18 protein-coding genes are annotated in these 17,593 nt (G+C 62.7%); 10 read left to right on the forward strand and 8 right to left on the reverse strand.

The features are described 5' to 3' along the window. Positions 1-58 precede the first annotated feature (58 nt). Entirely contained in the window at positions 59-226 is a 168-nt protein-coding gene (locus AC0V6T_RS11440) for a DUF465 domain-containing protein (RefSeq protein WP_083776318.1), read from the reverse strand. A 293-nt stretch (positions 227-519) separates the two neighbouring features. Here AC0V6T_RS11440 and AC0V6T_RS11445 point away from each other — a divergent pair, with 293 nt between their 5' ends. Both AC0V6T_RS11445 and AC0V6T_RS11450 read left to right on the forward strand, forming a co-directional pair. Beyond that, the gene (locus tag AC0V6T_RS11445; RefSeq protein ID WP_007163148.1) at positions 520-717 is read left to right on the forward strand and encodes a YdcH family protein; all 198 of its coding nucleotides are present in this window, start codon (positions 520-522) and stop codon (positions 715-717) included. A gap of 292 nt (positions 718-1,009) precedes the next feature. After that, positions 1,010-1,471 carry a DUF1465 family protein gene (locus AC0V6T_RS11450; protein WP_007163147.1) on the forward strand — a complete coding sequence of 154 codons (462 nt, stop codon included), beginning with the start codon at positions 1,010-1,012 and terminating at the stop codon, positions 1,469-1,471. A 122-nt stretch (positions 1,472-1,593) separates the two neighbouring features. On the opposite strand, the gene glpK is transcribed toward AC0V6T_RS11450, so the two are convergent. After that, a complete protein-coding gene (glpK, locus tag AC0V6T_RS11455; RefSeq protein WP_486126994.1) occupies positions 1,594-3,066 on the reverse strand; it encodes a glycerol kinase GlpK in 1,473 nt (490 codons plus the stop codon). A 54-nt stretch (positions 3,067-3,120) separates the two neighbouring features. Here glpK and AC0V6T_RS11460 point away from each other — a divergent pair, with 54 nt between their 5' ends. Continuing rightward, positions 3,121-3,999, forward strand: a complete 879-nt coding sequence (locus tag AC0V6T_RS11460) for an MBL fold metallo-hydrolase (protein ID WP_486126996.1) — start codon at positions 3,121-3,123, stop codon at positions 3,997-3,999. Continuing rightward, positions 3,984-4,706 carry a DUF4230 domain-containing protein gene (locus tag AC0V6T_RS11465; RefSeq protein ID WP_486126998.1) on the forward strand — a complete coding sequence of 241 codons (723 nt, stop codon included), beginning with the start codon at positions 3,984-3,986 and terminating at the stop codon, positions 4,704-4,706. The genes AC0V6T_RS11460 and AC0V6T_RS11465 overlap by 16 nt, the downstream gene beginning before the upstream one ends. Here AC0V6T_RS11465 and AC0V6T_RS11470 read toward each other — a convergent pair. Together AC0V6T_RS11470 and AC0V6T_RS11475 are read right to left on the reverse strand one after the other, a co-directional pair. After that, positions 4,696-5,139 carry a DUF1499 domain-containing protein gene (locus tag AC0V6T_RS11470; protein ID WP_486127000.1) on the reverse strand — a complete coding sequence of 148 codons (444 nt, stop codon included), beginning with the start codon at positions 5,137-5,139 and terminating at the stop codon, positions 4,696-4,698. The genes AC0V6T_RS11465 and AC0V6T_RS11470 overlap by 11 nt on opposite strands. A 63-nt stretch (positions 5,140-5,202) precedes the next feature. Continuing rightward, positions 5,203-6,810: a class I adenylate-forming enzyme family protein gene (locus AC0V6T_RS11475; protein ID WP_486127002.1), complete on the reverse strand. Its 1,608-nt coding sequence runs from the start codon at positions 6,808-6,810 to the stop codon at positions 5,203-5,205. 109 nt (positions 6,811-6,919) lie between these two features. Between AC0V6T_RS11475 and nadA the strand changes: the two genes are divergently transcribed. Then, positions 6,920-7,921, forward strand: a complete 1,002-nt coding sequence (gene nadA, locus AC0V6T_RS11480) for a quinolinate synthase NadA (protein ID WP_007163141.1) — start codon at positions 6,920-6,922, stop codon at positions 7,919-7,921. A gap of 37 nt (positions 7,922-7,958) precedes the next feature. Further along, entirely contained in the window at positions 7,959-9,278 is a 1,320-nt protein-coding gene (locus AC0V6T_RS11485) for a DUF2254 domain-containing protein (RefSeq protein WP_486127004.1), read from the forward strand. On the opposite strand, the gene AC0V6T_RS11490 is transcribed toward AC0V6T_RS11485, so the two are convergent. After that, positions 9,275-10,219 (reverse strand): DMT family transporter, encoded by a 945-nt coding sequence (locus tag AC0V6T_RS11490; RefSeq protein WP_486127006.1) that lies wholly within the window; start codon positions 10,217-10,219, stop codon positions 9,275-9,277. The genes AC0V6T_RS11485 and AC0V6T_RS11490 overlap by 4 nt on opposite strands. 67 nt (positions 10,220-10,286) lie before the next feature. Here AC0V6T_RS11490 and AC0V6T_RS11495 point away from each other — a divergent pair, with 67 nt between their 5' ends. Beyond that, entirely contained in the window at positions 10,287-11,402 is a 1,116-nt protein-coding gene (locus AC0V6T_RS11495) for an alkene reductase (RefSeq protein ID WP_486127008.1), read from the forward strand. 17 nt (positions 11,403-11,419) lie between these two features. Here AC0V6T_RS11495 and AC0V6T_RS11500 read toward each other — a convergent pair whose 3' ends face one another. After that, entirely contained in the window at positions 11,420-11,746 is a 327-nt protein-coding gene (locus AC0V6T_RS11500) for a hypothetical protein (RefSeq protein ID WP_486127010.1), read from the reverse strand. Beyond that, positions 11,743-12,444, reverse strand: a complete 702-nt coding sequence (lipB, locus tag AC0V6T_RS11505; RefSeq protein ID WP_486127012.1) for a lipoyl(octanoyl) transferase LipB — start codon at positions 12,442-12,444, stop codon at positions 11,743-11,745. The genes AC0V6T_RS11500 and lipB overlap by 4 nt, the downstream gene beginning before the upstream one ends. Positions 12,445-12,516: 72 nt before the next feature. On the opposite strand from lipB, the gene AC0V6T_RS11510 reads away from it, so the two are divergent. Further along, positions 12,517-13,347, forward strand: a complete 831-nt coding sequence (locus AC0V6T_RS11510) for a hypothetical protein (RefSeq protein ID WP_486127014.1) — start codon at positions 12,517-12,519, stop codon at positions 13,345-13,347. A 56-nt stretch (positions 13,348-13,403) separates the two neighbouring features. Further along, on the forward strand, positions 13,404-14,786 hold the full coding sequence (locus tag AC0V6T_RS11515) for an MFS transporter (RefSeq protein WP_486127016.1): 1,383 nt from the start codon (positions 13,404-13,406) through the stop codon (positions 14,784-14,786). A gap of 10 nt (positions 14,787-14,796) precedes the next feature. Here the strand turns inward: AC0V6T_RS11515 and arsC are convergent, their stop codons facing one another. Beyond that, positions 14,797-15,141: an arsenate reductase (glutaredoxin) gene (gene arsC / locus AC0V6T_RS11520; protein WP_007166309.1), complete on the reverse strand. Its 345-nt coding sequence runs from the start codon at positions 15,139-15,141 to the stop codon at positions 14,797-14,799. A 198-nt stretch (positions 15,142-15,339) separates the two neighbouring features. Between arsC and AC0V6T_RS11525 the strand changes: the two genes are divergently transcribed. Further along, positions 15,340-17,586 (forward strand): TonB-dependent hemoglobin/transferrin/lactoferrin family receptor, encoded by a 2,247-nt coding sequence (locus AC0V6T_RS11525; RefSeq protein ID WP_486127018.1) that lies wholly within the window; start codon positions 15,340-15,342, stop codon positions 17,584-17,586. Positions 17,587-17,593: the final 7 nt, after the last annotated feature.

A 17,593-nucleotide genomic window follows, 5' to 3' on the forward strand; every position in this document is an offset into this window, starting at 1 on the left:
CGCGCACTTCGTCGGCGCCATTTTGGTTGGTTTGGTCGGCGGGGAAACCGGCGCGCCGCTAACAGCGCGCAATCTCTTCTTTTAGCTTGAGCTTTTGCTTCTTGAGGGCCTGGATCATCGCCGTATCGGGAGCGGGCCGAGCAAGCTCATCGCGGAGCTTGGCCTCTAGGCCTGCATGTTTGGATTGGAGAGCATTCACGTGAGACGTAGATGCGGACGATGCCATAAGCGTTCTCCTTTGCTTGTGTCGGGGGGATGCCCCCGGGGAGCGACTCGGCATCAAGCGGCCGGGCCGCACATCTCGATACAATCACAAACACAGTTAACTTGCAAAGGGCTGATGAAAGGTAAATCGGCGAACCGCGCCAAATCCTGAGACGACCTGCGGTCACTACCTAGCGCGGATCAGTTCGAAGAGCATATGCACAGCCGCGCAAAAGCCCTTGGCGAATGGCGGCAAGATGGCGCATGAACCGATCAGTTATGGCCCTTTAGCCACGAGGACGATTCGTTTGCGACATGAATGAGCAGGAGCTTCTCAAACGGCTCGAACTGCTGCGCACCGAGCATCGTGACCTCGACGCCGCCATAACCGCGCTGACCGATGCAGGTTCGACCGATCAGCTGCAGATCGCCCGCCTCAAGAAGCGCAAACTGCGCCTCAAGGATCAGATAGCGATCATCGAGGACACGCTGCTGCCCGATATTATCGCGTGATTTGTTTGCGCCCTCTGGCGCCGGGCGCGGGCCATCCGGCCCGCTTGGCTTACCTCGCATAAGCTCGGGCGCGCAGTCGCGCTTGCGACACCTTCGGCGTCGGTTCAGAGCGATCTACATTGCACGGCACTGATTTCGACTGCTCAGCAATCGCAAGGGCACCCCCCAAATTTAACAAAGCGTTAAACGCGCCCTCATAATGTACCGCAACGGGACGCCACAGAAACGACAACGGTATAGTAACCATGGGCAGCTGGTAACGCGGCCCCGTGAGGCGTAGCGAAACCCCTAAATGTCACGCACTTCCAATCTTTCACGCCCGATTATCGAGGCGCTCTACAGCGAGGCGCTGCTGCTGGCCGACGAGGTGCGAGCGGTGTTTGCGCTGGGCACGCGCGAGCCGGAGAACGGTGAGGCCTCTGACATCAGGCTGGCGCTTTCAACCGAGGGCCTCAAGACAACGACGCGCATGATGCATGTGCTCGCATGGCTGCTAAACCAGCGCGCCTTTTTCTCTGGCGAGCTCAGCGAAACGCAAGTGCGCCTGCACGGCACCCTGCCTTCGGACCGAGGCGCGGACCCCAAGGCGCTCGAAGTGCTTGAACCGGAAACTTGCGCACTTATCGCCGAAACGGAGCGGCTGCATGAACGCATCGCCCGGCTCGATGAAGCGTGGCGCTGCGGCTTCGAGATGGCATCGCCCGCGCGCGCGATCCACAGCCGGCTGAAACGCCGGATCGAGGATTTAGGGTAGGTGGTTTGTATGCGAAGCCGCATGTGCGGCTTCGTCCTCGCTAGACGCCTTCCGCTTCGCTACAGGCCCGCTGCGGGCGGGCGGGTCGCCCTTGCGGCGCTTCGCGCCGGTTTCTGCGAGCATCAAACCGCTTCCAGCGCCTTGCGCCAGCGCGCCAGACGTTCCTCGCGCACATCCTCGCTCATAGATGGCGCAAAGCTCGTAAGCTCACCGCGCATCTTTTCAGCAGCGCTCGCAAGGTCGGGGTAAAGCCCCACGCCCGCCGCTGCGAGCATGGCCGCCCCCAATGCCGTCGTCTCGATGAAGCCGGGGCGCTCGACCGTTACATCCAGCATGTCGGCGAGGTCCTGAGCCATCCAGTCATTCGCGGCCATCCCGCCGTCGATGCGCAAGGTCTGCCACGCGGCTCCATCGGCAGCAAAAGCGTCGGCAAGATCGTAGGTCTGATGCGCCATCGCCTCGAGCGCAGCGCGCGCCAGTTGCGGCTTGCCGCTCGCAAAGCTTAGCCCTGTGATGACCCCGCGAGCATCGGCTCGCCAGTGGGGCGCGCCAAGCCCTGACAGAGCGGGCACGATGGTGACGCCGCCGCTATCCGGGATTGAACGGGCCAGCTTCTCGGTCTCGCTCGCGACCTCGACGATACCGAGAGAATCGCGCAGCCACTGGACGAGGCTCCCCGCGACAAAGACCGAACCTTCGATTGCATAGGTTCGCTTGCCATCCAGCTGCGTCAGGACAGTGCCGAGCATTCGGTTGGCCGAGAGCGGAATGTTCTCGCCTTGGTTGGTGAGCACGAACGCCCCCGTTCCGTACGTCGCTTTTGTCTCGCCCGGTGAAAGGCAAGCCTGCCCGATGGTCGCGGATTGCTGATCGCCAGCAAGACCCGCAATCGGGATAGCCGCGTCAAGGACCGAACGATCGGTTTCAGCGAGGCTTCCCGACATATCGACCACCTGAGGCAGCGCCGAGATCGGCACGCCGAGAAGCTCGCAAAGCCCTTCGTCAAAGCCATCATCCGCCAGGCCCATAAGAAGCGTACGGCTGGCATTGCTGGCATCGGTGATGTGACTTTTGCCCGCGGTCAGCTTGTAAACCAGCCAGCTTTCGACCGTCCCGAAGGCAAGCGTGCCTGCATCGGCAGCGGCGCGCACTTCGGGGACGTTGTCGAGCATCCAGCGCATCTTGGTGCCTGAGAAATAGGGGTCGAGCAGGAGGCCGGTCTTGCGCTGCACCGCCTCTTCATGGCCGCCTGCGCGAAGCTCGGCACAAAACGGAGCGGTGCGGCGGTCCTGCCAGACGATGGCGCGGGTAAGCGGTTGACCCGTTTCCTTGTCCCAAGCTACCACCGTTTCGCGCTGGTTGGTGATGCCGATGCCTGCGATCATCGCAGGGCCGCCCGCCTTTGGGATCACCTCGAGCGCGCATTTCAAGGTCTTTTCCCATATCTCGCTCGCATCGTGCTCGACCCAGCCAGCTTGCGGATAATGCTGGGTCAGTTCCTCCTGCGCGCTCGCGACAAGCACGCCATCGCTCGCAAACAGCATGGCGCGGGTCGACGTGGTGCCTTCGTCGAGGACGAGTATGTAATCAGACATTTGATCCCTCTCTTGGGCGTGACTTCTGCCACGCTTCAGCCCATATGCAAGCCCATGCCGCCCATTCCTCCCAAGCCATGGCCCACGGGGCTTGCCGATCAGGTCGAACCGCTTGTGACGCGGGTGCTGGCGCCCAATCCATCGCCCTATACTTACACCGGGACACAAACCTATGTGGTCGGGCAGCTCGATGGTCCCGATTGCGCGGTGATCGATCCGGGCCCGAACGAGGCTGCGCATATCGAGGCCATCCTCGCCGCCGTTGGGGAGCGCAAAGTTGCCGCGATCATGTGCACACATACGCACCGCGACCATTCGCCCGCCGCAGCGCCTTTTTCCGAGAAAACCGGAGCCCCAGTGGTCGGCTGTGCACCGCTGGTCCTCAAGACCGACCTGCCGCGCGCAGACGAGGCTTTCGACACGACCTACGAACCTGACCGCGTGCTAGAAGATGGCGAACAAATGCGCGGGACCGGCTGGACGCTGACCGCGGTTGCAACGCCAGGGCACACGTCGAACCACCTTTGCTTCGCGCTCGAAGAGAGCGGTTCGCTCTTCACCGGCGACCATGTCATGGGCTGGTCGACCAGCGTCGTCATTCCGCCCGATGGCGATATGGGCGACTACATGGCGAGCCTCGAAAAGCTGCAGGCACGCGAGGACACCGTCTACCACTCCGCCCATGGTGAGGCGATCACAAAGCCGCGCCAGCTGGTGCGCGGCATGATCGGCCATCGCCGCCAGCGCGAGAACCAGATCCTGCGGCTGCTCGGCGAGGAAGCGCGCCGCGTCAGCGCCTTCATCCCGCACATGTACAAGGGCCTCGACGAACGCCTCATCCCGGCGGCTGAGATGAGCGTGACTGCGCATCTGATCGAACTCGAAAAGCGCGGGCTTGCGACCAAAGAGGGCGAGATTTGGCGGACGGTCTGAAGGAAGCAAGCGAGGTGACGCCTGCGGTCAAAGCGGATGGCGGCAAGCTCAACGCGCATGGCGAGCGAATGCTCAGCCTCGCGGCCGCACTTCTTCTGGTTGCGTGCCTGTTCCTAGCCTGGCGCGCCTACTTCTATCAGGAAGAAGGCGATCCGGTCGCAAGCGCGATGCTGGCCTTCGAAAAGCAGAACTCGCTGATCGTCTTCTCCAGCCGCTTTGAAGTGGTCGCCGAGAGCATCGACACGCGCAGCTTCGCAGGCGTCGACCTGCTTGAGACGCGGCAGGCAACGATCATTCCGGCCAGCGTCGACTATCGCATCGACTTTTCAGGCATGGACGAAGACGCGTTCACATGGGATGCGGAGGCCGAGAAACTGACCGTCACACTACCGCCTTTGCAGACCTCGCGCCCCAATCTCGACGAGGCCAAGGCGCGGGTTTTCACAGAGGGCGTTTGGGTCACGCGGCAGGCCGCGCAGGACCTCGCCGCCAACAATTCCGAGCAGGCCGAACGCCGCGCTCTCGCCTTCGCGAAGAACCCTGAAGTGCTGGCACTCGCCCGCACGGCTGCGCGCGAGGCGGTGAGGCAAAACCTCGCAATCCCGCTTCAGGTGGCAGGCTTCGAAAACGCCAGCGTGGACGTGCGCTTTGGCGATGAGCCAACAGACCTGCCCGAAGCGGGCGTCGAAACCGAACTTATTCGCTAAGCGCCCGGCGCAGCGCTTTCACCCGCTCTCCGTTCACGCCGCCATCCGAATAGCCGACGCGCGAGGCGGAGCGCACGTGTACGCCGTCATCACCTTTGCGAAACTCCACATCGTCGACGAAACCGAAGAAGGACGATTTGAACTCGGCCGCGATGTAATCCGAAGTGTTGGTCGTGACAGTCCCGCCCATCTCCTCGATCACCTGCGGCACTTCGTCCCATGCGCCCGGTGGCAGGGGTTCGACCGATTTTTCCGCGCTGGTGCCTTCTTCGCTGCTGACGCAATTCGGGCTGTCCGGACAAGGGGTAAGGCGACCATCGACGAGACCGGGTGCGGAGCCGTCTTGCGAGACAAGACCAAGCGTGAAAAAGCCTCCGATCCCAAGCGCGCCGAGGCCGGCGAGTGTGTAAAGTCCTTTTCTGAGCGCGCTCACATGCATTCTCCCTTGCCTGATACGGGTCTAAACGCGCGCATCGCCGCGCCAGTTCCAAACGGCCTAGCCAAGCTCGCCTTTCGCGAAACTCTCTGCCAGCTGGAACTTCTGGATCTTGCCCGATCCGGTGAGCGGGAATTCCTTCATCCAGACCCAATGCGCCGGGGTCTTTTGCGGGGAGAGCCGTTCGCGGATGAATGCCTTCAATTCGTCGTCGCTCGGGCGTTCGGCACCGTCAGTCAGGCGCATGAAGCAGGCCACGATCTCGCCCCACTTCTCGTCCGGCACGCCTGCAACCGCGACCTCGGCGATGGCCGGATGTTCGAGCATCGCGGCCTCGATCTCGGCAGGAAACAGGTTCTCTCCCCCGCGGATGATCATCTCTTTCACCCGGCCCGTGATCTTGAGATAGCCGTTCGCGGCCATCGTCCCGAGGTCGCCGGTGTGCAGCCAGCCCTCGTCATCAATCGTTTCAGCGGTCGCCTGCGGGTTGTCGTTGTAACCCACCATCTGGTTGTAGCCGCGCATGCAGATCTCGCCCTGCTCCCCGATACCAAGGATCGAATTGTCCTGCGGCGAGAGGATCGCGACCTCGATATGCGCGATGGGCTGGCCGATAGTTTCGAACAGCTCTTCTCCGCTATCGCCCGGCCACACGGCGGTGATGCCGGGATAGGTTTCGGTCTGGCCATAAACGATCAGGATCGGCACCCCGAAAGTCTCAATCGCCGCCTTGTTGAGAGCAGGCTGCACCATCGCGCCGCCGCTCACGACAGTCTCGAGGCCGGTGACATCGGTGCCGGTCGCTTTGGCCGCTTCGATCACCGCAAAAATCATGGTGGGCACACCGCCGAGGATTTCCGGCTTCTCGCGCTCGATCGCCTTAGCCACCGCGACCGGATCAAAGACTGAGACTAACAGCAGGCAAGCACCGTGCGCCATCACGCCCAGCACGCAGACCGCGCTGCCAGCCGTGTGGAACAGCGGGAACGGACACATGACCGTCTTGCCGGGCGCAAGGTTCCAACGAACGAACACGTCGCGGTTCGACTGAACGAGGCCATGCTGGTGCAGCAACACGCCCTTGGGGAAGCCGGTCGTCCCGCTCGTATACTGGATCATCACGATGTCGTGCGGGCCGGTCGGGCGAAGTTCGCCGTCCTTCTCGCCCGCGAATAGCTCGCCGTGGTCGGTGATGTCGATGATGTGGTCGTGTGCTGGAAGGCCAGCCGCTGCTTCGTCAACGATGGGGCGAAGCGCCGTGCCGCGCACATTGGGCTGATAATAGACCGCTCCCGAGCCCGATTGTTCGAGTACGTAGCGCACCTCGCGCGCGATGAAGCTGGGGTTCACCGTCACCAGCGTCAGGCCTGCCATTGCCGCGCCATACTGGACCAGCACCCATTCGGGGCAATTGCCGCCCATGATCGCGATCCGCGTGCCCGCCGCATGTCGCGAGGCCAATGCCCGCGCACAGCGCTCGGCATCCGCGAGCAGCTGCGCATAGGTCCATTCGCGGCCAATGCTTCCATCCGCCAGCAATTCGCGCAGCGCCATCGCGTCCGGTCGCTCGGCAACCTGAGCGCGCAATTCGCCTTCGATCGTGCGCTCCGTGTAATCGGTATCGGTCTGCGCCGGGAAATACGCCTCTTCGAGGTCTAGCTCATACATACGGTTCCCTCCCCTGTAGGAAAGCTAGCACGGGGCGCTGCGCAAAACACTCGCAAAACGGCGCATCAATCCCTATGTCGGGCGCAAGATAGTTATTGGGGATACGCGCATGAGCATCGAGACCAAAGTGCCCACCGGCGACGATTTGCTGGCCGAGATCAATCGGCTTCGCAAGGAGCGCAACGCGGTCATCCTCGCGCATTATTACCAGACCCCCGATATTCAGGATATCGCCGACTTCGTGGGCGACAGCCTGGAACTGTCACGCAAGGCCGCCGAAACCGACGCCGACGTCATTCTGTTCTGCGGCGTCAAGTTCATGGCGGACACGGCCAAAATCCTGTCGCCCGAAAAGACCGTGATCCTTCCCGACATGGATGCAGGTTGCAGCCTCGAAGACAGCTGCCCGCCAGACAAGTTCAAGGCTTTCCGCGAAGCGCATCCCGATCACATCGCGCTCACCTACATCAACTGCTCGACCGAGGTGAAAGCGCTTTCCGACGTCATCGTCACCAGCTCCAGCGCGGAGACGATCCTTTCGCAAATCCCGCCTGAGCAGAAAATCATCTTCGGTCCCGACCGCCACCTTGGTGGCTGGCTCAGCCGCAATTTCAATCGCGAGATGCTTCTGTGGCCGGGCGTGTGCATCGTCCACGAAGCCTTCAGCGAGACCGAGCTTCTGAAGCTCAAGGAGCAGCATCCTGACGCGCCGATCGCCGCGCACCCGGAATGCCCGCCCGCGATCATCGAGCACGCCGATCACGTCGGGTCGACCAGCTCGATCCTGAACTTCGCCAAGAACTTCGAAGGGGACACGCTTATCGTCGCGACCGAACCGCACATCATGCACCAGATGGAGAAGGCGCTTCCCGAGAAGACCTTCATCGGTGCGCCCGGTGCCGACGGCAACTGCAACTGCAACATCTGCCCCTACATGGCGTTGAACACCATGGAGAAGATGTACACCGCCCTGCGCGACCTCGAACCGCGCATCGAAATCGACGAAGACCTGCGCCTCAAAGCCAAGGCCAGCCTCGACCGCATGCTCGAGATGGCAAGCGGCACGGTCGGCATGGGCGATCTTGGGCAGGTGCCGTTCAAGGCGGATTGATTGGCAACAAACGTGCATTTCGCGCGTTTGTTGACCAATGACCGCCGAAATCCGCTTTTTCTGGGCGCGCCTTAACGCGAATTACTGGTTTTATCCGGCGACCTTTGCCTTGCTGGCGGCGGCGCTTGCGTTGGTCACGGTTTATCTCGACCGCAGCGGGTTTACGCAGTTCCTCAACGACTATGAGTGGATCGTGCCGGTCCGTCCCAAGGGCGCGGCTGACATCTTGACCGTTCTGGCGGGCGCTACCATCGGGGTTGCTTCGACCGTGTTCTCGATCACGCTGGTCGCGGTGACTTATGCGAGTGGCACTTACGGTCCGCGCCTCCTCACCAATTTCCTCGAGGACAAGGGCAATCAGGTCAGCCTTGCGACCTTCATCGGCAGCTTCGTCTTTTACATTATCGTTCTGCGATCGGTGCGCGCCGAAGACGAATCCGCCAGCACTGCGAGCGACGCGGCGGCAAGCGCGCTGCCGGGCTTTGCCCCGCAGCTCTCACTGCTTGTCGCCTATATCCTGATCGTGCTGTGCGTCGCGGTGCTGGTATTCTTCCTCCACCACGTGCCTTCCTCGATCCGGATCAATATGGTGATGAAGCGGATCGGGTCGCGCTTGCTCGACGAAATTTGCGAGACTTATCCCGACGAAGACGAATTCCGCGACGCGCGCGAACCGGTCGAAGGAGAGCCTCTCACCGCATTGGGCACGGGCTACGTTCAGATGATCGACTTCGAAGACCTTGAAGAGATAGCACGGGGTTGTGGCTGCACCTTCTCCCTGTGCGTTCGTACCGGCGACTTCGTCCACCGCGACATCCCGCTGATGGAGATCAAGGGCTGCAAGCCTGATGAGATTGAGGATAATGTGCGTGCCTGCTTCACGCTCGGATCGGTGCGAACGCCCACGCAGGACCCGCAATTCCTGATCGACGAGCTGGTCGAGATCGGACTGCGCGCGCTGTCACCGGGCATCAACGATCCATTCACCGCGATCACCGCGCTGCACTGGCTGGGCGCTGCGACAAGCGAGATTGCGCGCCGTGACTTGCGCAAGGACGTATGCGGAGAAGATGCCGAGGACTGTCCCGTCATCCCGCGCTACGACAGCTTTGAGCACTATCTGACGCGCGGCTTCGGTTCGATCCGCAGCGCGGTCGCGTCCAGTCCCAACGCGGCGCTGGTGACGCTCGACGTGATGGGCAACGCCGCCGGACCCGTGCGCGACGAGGATCGCCGCGCGAGCATTCGCGAACAGGGCAAGCTGCTGATCGAGCAAGCGCGCGAAGCGTTGGTAGGCCCCGATCTCGCGGTGGTTGAGGAACGGTATCGCGAATTTCTGCAACGCTGCGCAGACTAGCTCTTCGCAGCCATCCCCGGCCCCGATTTGCGCTGCGCCGTGCGTGCCACCACCAGGGCGCTGCCCAGAAGAACCATTCCAAAGATATCGAGCGCGGTCAGCACCTCGCCGAAGACGCTGTAGCCGATCACCGCTGCAATCGCGGGCTGGGTCAGCAAGGCGAGTCCGATGATGAGCGGCGGGAAATGGCCGAGCGAATAGACCAAGAGGCCCTGCCCGATCAGCTGGCTGGTGATGAAAAGCACGATCACCGGCGTCCAGTTGGTCGGCCAGACCGGCTCGCCAAGCGCAATCGCGAGCGCCAGCAAGGCGGGCGCGGCAAAGATGCTCACCCATACAAGCAGGCTCCAAGACCCGAACCGCGCGCGCTCGCTTTGAAGCGTGAGAAGATAGACCGCGTAGAGCAGGCCTGCGTGGATGCAGAACAGGTCGCCGATGAAAGTCTCGGGCGAAATGTCGAGGCTGCGCCCCAGCAAGATACCCGCCCCGCCCAGCGCACAGACGATCGCAAGCCACTCGAACCCGCGCGGCAGCATGCGCGCGATGATGAAGCCCCAGAAGAGAAGGATGATCGACCCGGCATTGCCGAACAGGGTCGCATTGCCAAGCCGCGTCATGCCGATCCCGATATGCCAGCTGGCAAGGTCCCCTGCGAAAGCAAGCGACCCGATAGCGACCAGCACCAGCGTGCGCCTCGGCATCACCGTCAGGCGCTGGCCCGCCATCCATGCAAAGATCACCAGAAAGGGAAGCGCGAGGAATAGCCGCCAGAACGCCGCGCTCACCGGCCCGGTATCGGCAAGCCTCACCAACCACGGCCCCAGAGCGAGCGCAACGTTGCCACCGAGCAGCGCAGCCAGCAGAAGCGCGCTTCGCAGACCGCTTGCCTCGCCCGCTGAGTGTCCAGCAAGTTTGTCTTTTGTGCCGGCGCCTTTTTCCATCCTTGCGCCCTAGCCCTATCGCCTCCAAGTGGATAGCCAATTGAAACCTAACAGGAGGATTTCGCCAATGCACGACGCTCTGTTCCAGCCGCTCACAATGGGCGCGCTCGAAGCCAGGAACCGTATTTTCATGGCCCCGCTCACCCGTGGCCGCGCTGCTGACCCGATGTTCGTTCCCAATGAAATGATGGGCACCTATTACCGCCAGCGCGCGGGCGCAGGCATGATCCTGACCGAAGCGACAGGGATAAGCACAGAGGGCCTCGGCTGGCCGAGCGCTCCCGGCATCTGGAGCGACGAGCAGGTCGAAGCGTGGAAGCCGATCGTCGAAGGCGTGCACGAAGAAGGCGGCCTGATCGCCATGCAGCTGTGGCACATGGGCCGCATAGTGCACCCGCATTTCCTCGGCGCCGAACGTCCATTCTCGGCGAGCGAGACCAAAGCGCCCGGCGAAGCGCACACGCCCGTCGGCAAGCAGGAATATGCGACCGCGCGCGCAATGACGCAGGACGATATCAACCGCACGATCGACGATTATCGCCGCGCCGCCGAAAACGCGAAGAAGGCCGGTTTCGACGCCGTCCAGCTACACGGTGCGAATGGCTATCTCGTCGACCAGTTCCTGCGCGACAAGACCAACCTTCGCGACGACGATTATGGCGGCAGCCCCGAAAACCGCACCCGCTTCATGCGCGAAGTGCTCGAAGCGATCGTCGCTGTCTGGGGCGCGGACCGCACCGGCATCCGCCTCTCCCCCAACGGCGACAGTCAGGGCACCGACGACAGCAATCCGCCCGCGACATTCGGCGCTGCGACCAAGGTGATCGAGGAGCTTGGCCTCGCTTTCCTCGAACTGCGTCAGCCCGGACCCGACGGCACTTTCGGCCAGACCGATGTGCCCAAGCAGGACGCGCTGATCCGCTCGCTCTATTCGGGCGCGCTGATCCTCAATTCGGACTACACCGCCGAAGAGGCCGATGCCGACGTGTCGAGCGGCCGCGCGGACGCGATCAGCTTTGGCCGCCCGTATATCTCGAACCCGGACCTCGAAAAGCGCATTGCCGCAGGCGCTGCGTTCAATCCGAACAAGGACGTGCCCAAGAGCTGGTACTTCCCGATCCCTCAAGGCTACATCGACTATCCGACGATGGAGGAAGAGCAGGCCGCCGAAGCGGCTGCCTGATCGCCTGAGCTAGTCGCCTATTCCGGCGTCGCTGGTGGAACCGGCGGCGCCGGGGTCGGTGCATCGCTGTCACCCGTGGTGGTCTCGGTCACCGTTTCGACCGTGGTCGAGCCGTCTTCCTCCTCGGTCACCGTTGTGGTGGTGGTGCTGCGCGTCGGCTCGGCAGGCGGCGATGTCGAAGTCAGCGATTCCAGCGGCAGCATATCGTCGCTGATCGTCCCGCCGAGAACTTCGCCAGCCGCTTCGCCGCTGGTTTCGGCAGTCTCTTCTTCGGTCACTTCGTCTTCGCATGCAGCGAGCATGATGAGCGGGAGAGCCAGCAGGGCGGTGGTCTTCAGTTTCATTTCTGACATGCCTTTTGTCGTGCCACCTCAAGCGCGCCAAGGAACCCGTGCGCGCGCGCGATCAGCGCCTCGTCCCATTGTTCAGCGGTCACGCTCTTGCCGAGCCGGGCGAGACTGGTAACTCCAAATTCGTCGATGCCACAGGGCACGATCCCGCTGAAGTGTGACAGGTCCGGGTCGAGATTGACCGAGAACCCGTGCATCGTCACCCAGCGCCGCACGCGCACGCCGATCGCGCCGATCTTGGCCTCGCGCCCGTCGATATCCTCGCACCAGATGCCTACGCGCCCTTCAGCGCGCCAACTATCGACGCCGAAGTCTGAAAGCGTGTCGATCACCCAGCCCTCAATCGCGTGGACGAAGCAGCGCACGTCCTTCCCGCGCTTGCCGAGGTCAAGCATCAGGTAGCCCACACGCTGGCCGGGCCCGTGATAGGTGTAGCGCCCTCCGCGACCCGCTTCGACAACTTCGAAGCGCGGGTCTGTGAGCTCGGCCGGATCGGCGCTGGTCCCGGCGGTGTAGACCGGCGGATGTTCGAGCAGCCACGCAAGCTCACCTGCCTCGCCTGCGGAAATCGCCTCGTTTCGCGCCTGCATCTCCTTGAGCGCATGCGTGTAGGCCACGGGCGCACTCTCTCGCTGCCATTCAATGCTGGCTGCGGATATGTCGCGCGGGAGATCGGGGGCGATGCTTGCCATAGCTTCCCGGTGGAGGCATTGATCGGCCAGATCAAGAGCCAATCGCTCAAGTGTGGGGCGCGGGGAAGACATATGAATTTCGACATGAATGCCTGCTGGGCCCGTGCAATTGACCTCGTTCGCAGCAATTTCCAGCTGCTCGTGGTGATCGCCGGCGTGTTTGTACTGCTCCCGTCGATTGCGACCTATCTGCTCGTGCCCGACGTGCAGATGTTCCTCGACCCCACCGCCGACCGAGAGGTCATTGCCGAGAAACTCGCCGAGATTGCCGGACCGATGGTCGGCTTCGGGGCGCTTTCGCTTGCGGTGCAGTTCACCGGCTATGGCGCGATGGTCGCCCTGATGGGTGATGGCAGGCCAACCGTAGGCCAGTCGCTGGGCACCGGGGTCAAGACCGTGCCGAGCCTGTTCGTGGTCCTTATCCTTTTCATGCTGATGTACCTTGTCGGCGGGTTCCTGATTGCGCTTCCAATTTCGCTTCTGGTTGGTGTTGGCGGCGTCCCAGCTCTTGGGCTTATCGCGATCTTCCCGGTTCTGCTTTTTGTCGTGTGGCTGATGGCTCGCATGTCGCTGGTCATGCCAAGCCTGATTTTTGGCGGCACGCTGAACCCGTTCAAGGGCATCGCGGGCAGCTTTCGCCTGACCAAGAAAAGCCAATGGATGATCGTGATCTTCTGGGTGGTACTCGGCGCGATCTTCGTGCTCATCAGCCTGCTTTTCAACGGCGTATTCAGCCTAATCGCGGCGGTTTTCGGAGGAGGCACGACGAGCCTGCTCATTCTCGGTATCGCAAATGGGGTGCTAGGAATGGTGAGCGGGATCATGCTGTGTGCGGTCGCGGTCGCGATGTATAGCCAGCTCTCGGGCCCGAGCGCGAAGAGTGTTGCCGAGACTTTCGAGTAAGCAACCAGATCAGTTCGTGATTGAAACCGTAACCGCGCAGGCTTAGCGCGGTTGCGATGGCCGACGCCGATCCCTCTCGCGACTCGATCCCTCGCACTGAAAACGCCTCGGCCTCGGGCGCGATTTCCAATGGGCGGATGGCGCTGCTTTTCACCGTCATGCTGGTGACGGCAGCGGGCAACACCGCGATGCAATCGGTCATGCCTTCGATCGGCACCGCGCTGGAGGTGAGCGACGTCTGGATCAGTCTCGCTTTCAGCTGGTCCGCGCTGTTATGGGTCGTATGCGCGCCGATCTGGGCGAGGCGGTCCGACCGTCGCGGGCGCAAGGCGATGATGTCGCTCGGCCTTGTCGGCTTTGTCGCGTCCATGGTGATTTGCGGGATGGTCTTGTGGGCAGGCCTCGCAGGATGGCTCGGAGCCTTCGCAACGCTCATTCTGTTCGCCGCGGCGCGCAGCCTTTACGGCGGGTTCGGCAGCGCCGCCCCGCCAGCAGTACAGGCCTATGTCGCCTCGCGCACCCCGCGCGCAGAGCGGACCAACGCCCTTTCGCTGATCGCGTCGAGTTTTGGCCTTGGTACAGTCATTGGCCCTGCGCTGGCTCCCCTGATGGTGCTGCCGTTCATGGGACTTGGTCTGACGGGTCCGTTTATCGGGTTTGCCCTGCTTGGGATTGTGGTCCTCGTATTGCTCCACCTTCAATTGCCCAATGATCAGCCGCAGTTTGCCGCCCGCGGGATGGCGACCAGTTATTCAGGCCCAAGCGAAACGCTTAGCGAGGAAGAACTCGAGGACGAGGCCGAGACCGGCGTAGTGACGGGCGAAATAGTTGGAGAGCCACCGCGCCTCAAATGGACCGATCCGCGCATCCGGGCATGGATAGTGGCGCAGCTCCTTGGCGGGCACGCGCAGGCGATGGTGCTCGGGATCACCGGGTTCCTCGTGCTCGACAGGCTGGCCCTGCGCGATACACCTGCTGAAGGCGCAGGGCCTGTGGGCTTGGTGCTGATGGCGGGCGCAATTGCCTCGTTGCTGGCGCAATGGGGGATCATCCCGCGCTTCAACTTGGGGCCGCGCGCGGCGACCTTGTCAGGCGTGCTCACCGCTGCTCTGGGGACGGCGCTCCTTGCAGCAGGCACCCAGCTTCACGTCATCGCGCTTGGCTATGCCATCGCCTCGCTCGGCTTTGGCATGTTCCGGCCCGGCACCACCGCAGGCACTTCGCTCGCCGTGACGCGCGCAGAGCAGGGGCAGGCATCGGGCGTGGTCGCGAGCCTTGCAGGCTTCAGCTACATCTATGCTCCCGCGCTGGGCGTGTGGCTCTACGGCTATTCGGACTGGGGCGCGTTCGGGCTGATCATCGCGCTGTGCCTTGCGGTTGCCGTACATGGCTGGCGCGGGCTGCAGGCCGACGAGGACCTGACCACCGAGCGCCGCTAAGCGGGCGCACTCAAAGCAGCTTCAGCACTTCGTCCTGAGGGCGGCAGATCGCAACGCCCTTCTCGGTCTCGACCAGCGGTCGGTTGATGAGGATCGGGTCGGCCACCATTGCATCGAGCACCGTGTCAGCGTCCGCGTCGGGCAGGCCGCGCTCTTGCGCATCGGTTCCGCGCAGGCGCAGGCCCTCGGCAGGGGTGATTCCGGCATCCTTGTACAGCTGCTCAAGCTTCTCGCGGGTCGGCGGATCCTTGAGATACTCAACGACGGTCACATCGACCTTCGACAGGTTCTCCAGGATCGCGAGCGTCTTGCGGGACGTCCCGCATTTGGGGTTGTGCCAGATCGTCGCCTTCATCGCGTCATCCTTCAATTGTGAGCCTTGCCCGGACAGGGTTTTTCCGACGAGCACGGCTAACCGATGCGGCAGGGATTCGCCACCCGGTTCATAGGCGATTTTGAGCTGAAACCCATTTTGCGAGTAATTCTCAATTTCCTTGTTGAGTTTGCGAGTCATTGTCATTAACAGAATCGACCGACGCAAGAGAGGAAACACATGACACGCAACTTCGCCCGCAGCGCTCTGCTCCTTTCAGCTGCGAGTCTCGCCTTTCCCGCCGCCGCTGATGATTCCGAAGTCAGCGCCAAGGCAGAGGCTTACGACGGCCTGATCACAGTCACGGCGACGCGCACTCCCGTCCAGGAGGAAGAAGCGCCCGCGACCATCACCATCATCACCGACGAGCAGATCGCGGATGAACTCGCGACCGATGTGCGCGACCTCGTGCGTTACGAGCCCGGCGTCACGGTGCGCCGTGCGCCCGCCCGCTTTGGCGCTGCGCTTGGCTCGACTGGCCGTGCCCGGAACGAGGATTTCGTCATTCGCGGCATCGGCGGCAACCGTGTGCTGATCCAGGTCGACGGCATCCGCTCGCCGCAAGGCTTCAGCTTCGGCGCACAGGAAGCGGGGCGCGGCGGCTTTTCCGATGTGAGCCTTGTGAAGCAGGTCGAGATCCTGCGCGGCCCCGCCTCCGCGCTTTACGGCAGCGACGGGCTTGCGGGCGCGGTCAGCTTCACCACTGCCGACCCGGTCGATATCCTTGGTGCAGACAAAGTCGGCGGGTTTGTCCGCTCGCAATATTCGAGCGAGGACGAGGAGTTCGCACAGACCGCGACGCTCGCTGCGCAATCAGGCAACTTCTCTGGCATGGTCGCCTACACCCGCCGCGACTTCTCGGAGCTTGAAAACCAGGGCGAGATCGGCGGCGTCGGACAAGCGCGCACCCTGCCAAATCCACAAGACGGCGAATCCAACGCGGTGCTTGGCAAGCTCGTTTGGGACAATGGCGATCATCGCCTGCGCCTGACCGGCGAATGGCTTGAAACCGAAGTCTTTACCAACGCACTCACCGGCCTTGGCCCGGCGTTCCTGTTCGGTCCGGCCCCGGTCTGGACCGTCGACCGCCTCGAAGCCGAGGACACGACCAGCCGCGCGCGCGTTTCTGCAGACTGGACGTATGAAGGCGAGGCCGACGACTTGATCGAATACGCCTTCCTTGCTGCGTATTATCAAGACGCCGAAGACCGCCAGTTCACCGAGGAAGACCGAACCGCATTGGGCTTTATCCCAGCCCCCGACCGCACGCGCCTCAACACGTTCGAGAACGAGGTCTACGGCATCAACGCCGAGGCGCGCAGCAGCTTTGCGACCTGGCCGCTTTCGCACACGATCGCTTTCGGCGGCGATGTCAGCTGGACCCGGCAGGAAGGCCTTCGTGACGGCACCTTCCCCGGCCGCGGCGAGAGTTTCCCAACGCGCGCCTTCCCCGTCACCGACTTCACGCTGGGCGGCGTGTTCATCGCGGATGAGATCACCTTCGGCGATGGTGCCTTCACGCTTTATCCGGCTCTGCGGTTCGACTTCTACGACCTCAACCCGACCGACGACCCACTGCTCACCACGTTCAACCCGCAAGGCCAGTCGGACAGCCGCCTCTCACCCAAGGTCGGCGCGACCTACAAGTTTGCCGACGACTTCCTGATCTTCGCCAATTACGCGCAAGGCTTCCTCGCGCCGACGCCGTCTCAGGTGAACAACTTTTTCGAGTTTATCGCGGGCGGATACACCTCGCTTCCCAACCCTGATCTCGGCCCGGAAACCAGCGAGAGTTGGGAGATTGGCGCGCGTTACATCGGCGATGTCTTCGGCCTCGAAGTCGTGGGCTTCAAGGGCACCTACGACGACTTCATCAGCCAGCAGGTCGTCGGCGGATCGTTCACGCCACAAGACCCCGCGATCTTCCAATTCGTGAACTTCACCGAGGTCGAGATCGACGGCTTCGAGGTAAAGGGATCGATGGAGCTCGACAGCGGCGTCAATGCCCGCCTCGCCATCGCCTATGCCAATGGCGACATCATCAACGCCGACGGCAGCCGCACCCCGCTCGACACGGTTGACCCGTACAATCTTGTCGCTGGTCTTGGTTATCGCGATCCGCAGGGCCGGTTCGGAGCGGAGCTGATCCTCACCCATAACGCGCGCAAGGACGCGGATGACGTCGAGCGCGCCGCCGACGGAACCGACCTCTTCATCCGCCCCGATGCCTCGACCGTTTTCGACCTCACCGCTTTTGTCGAAGTGACCGAGGCGCTGAAACTGCGCGCCGGGATCTTCAACCTGTTCGACGAGCGATACGCCGTCTGGTCCGACGTGCGCGGCCTGCGCGTCGAGGATCGCGGCATCGCCGGCGCCTTCACCCGTCCGGGACGCAATGTCAGCGTTTCGGCGAGCTTCCAGTTCTGAACCTACG

Source organism: Erythrobacter sp. S158, from assembly GCF_057364915.1.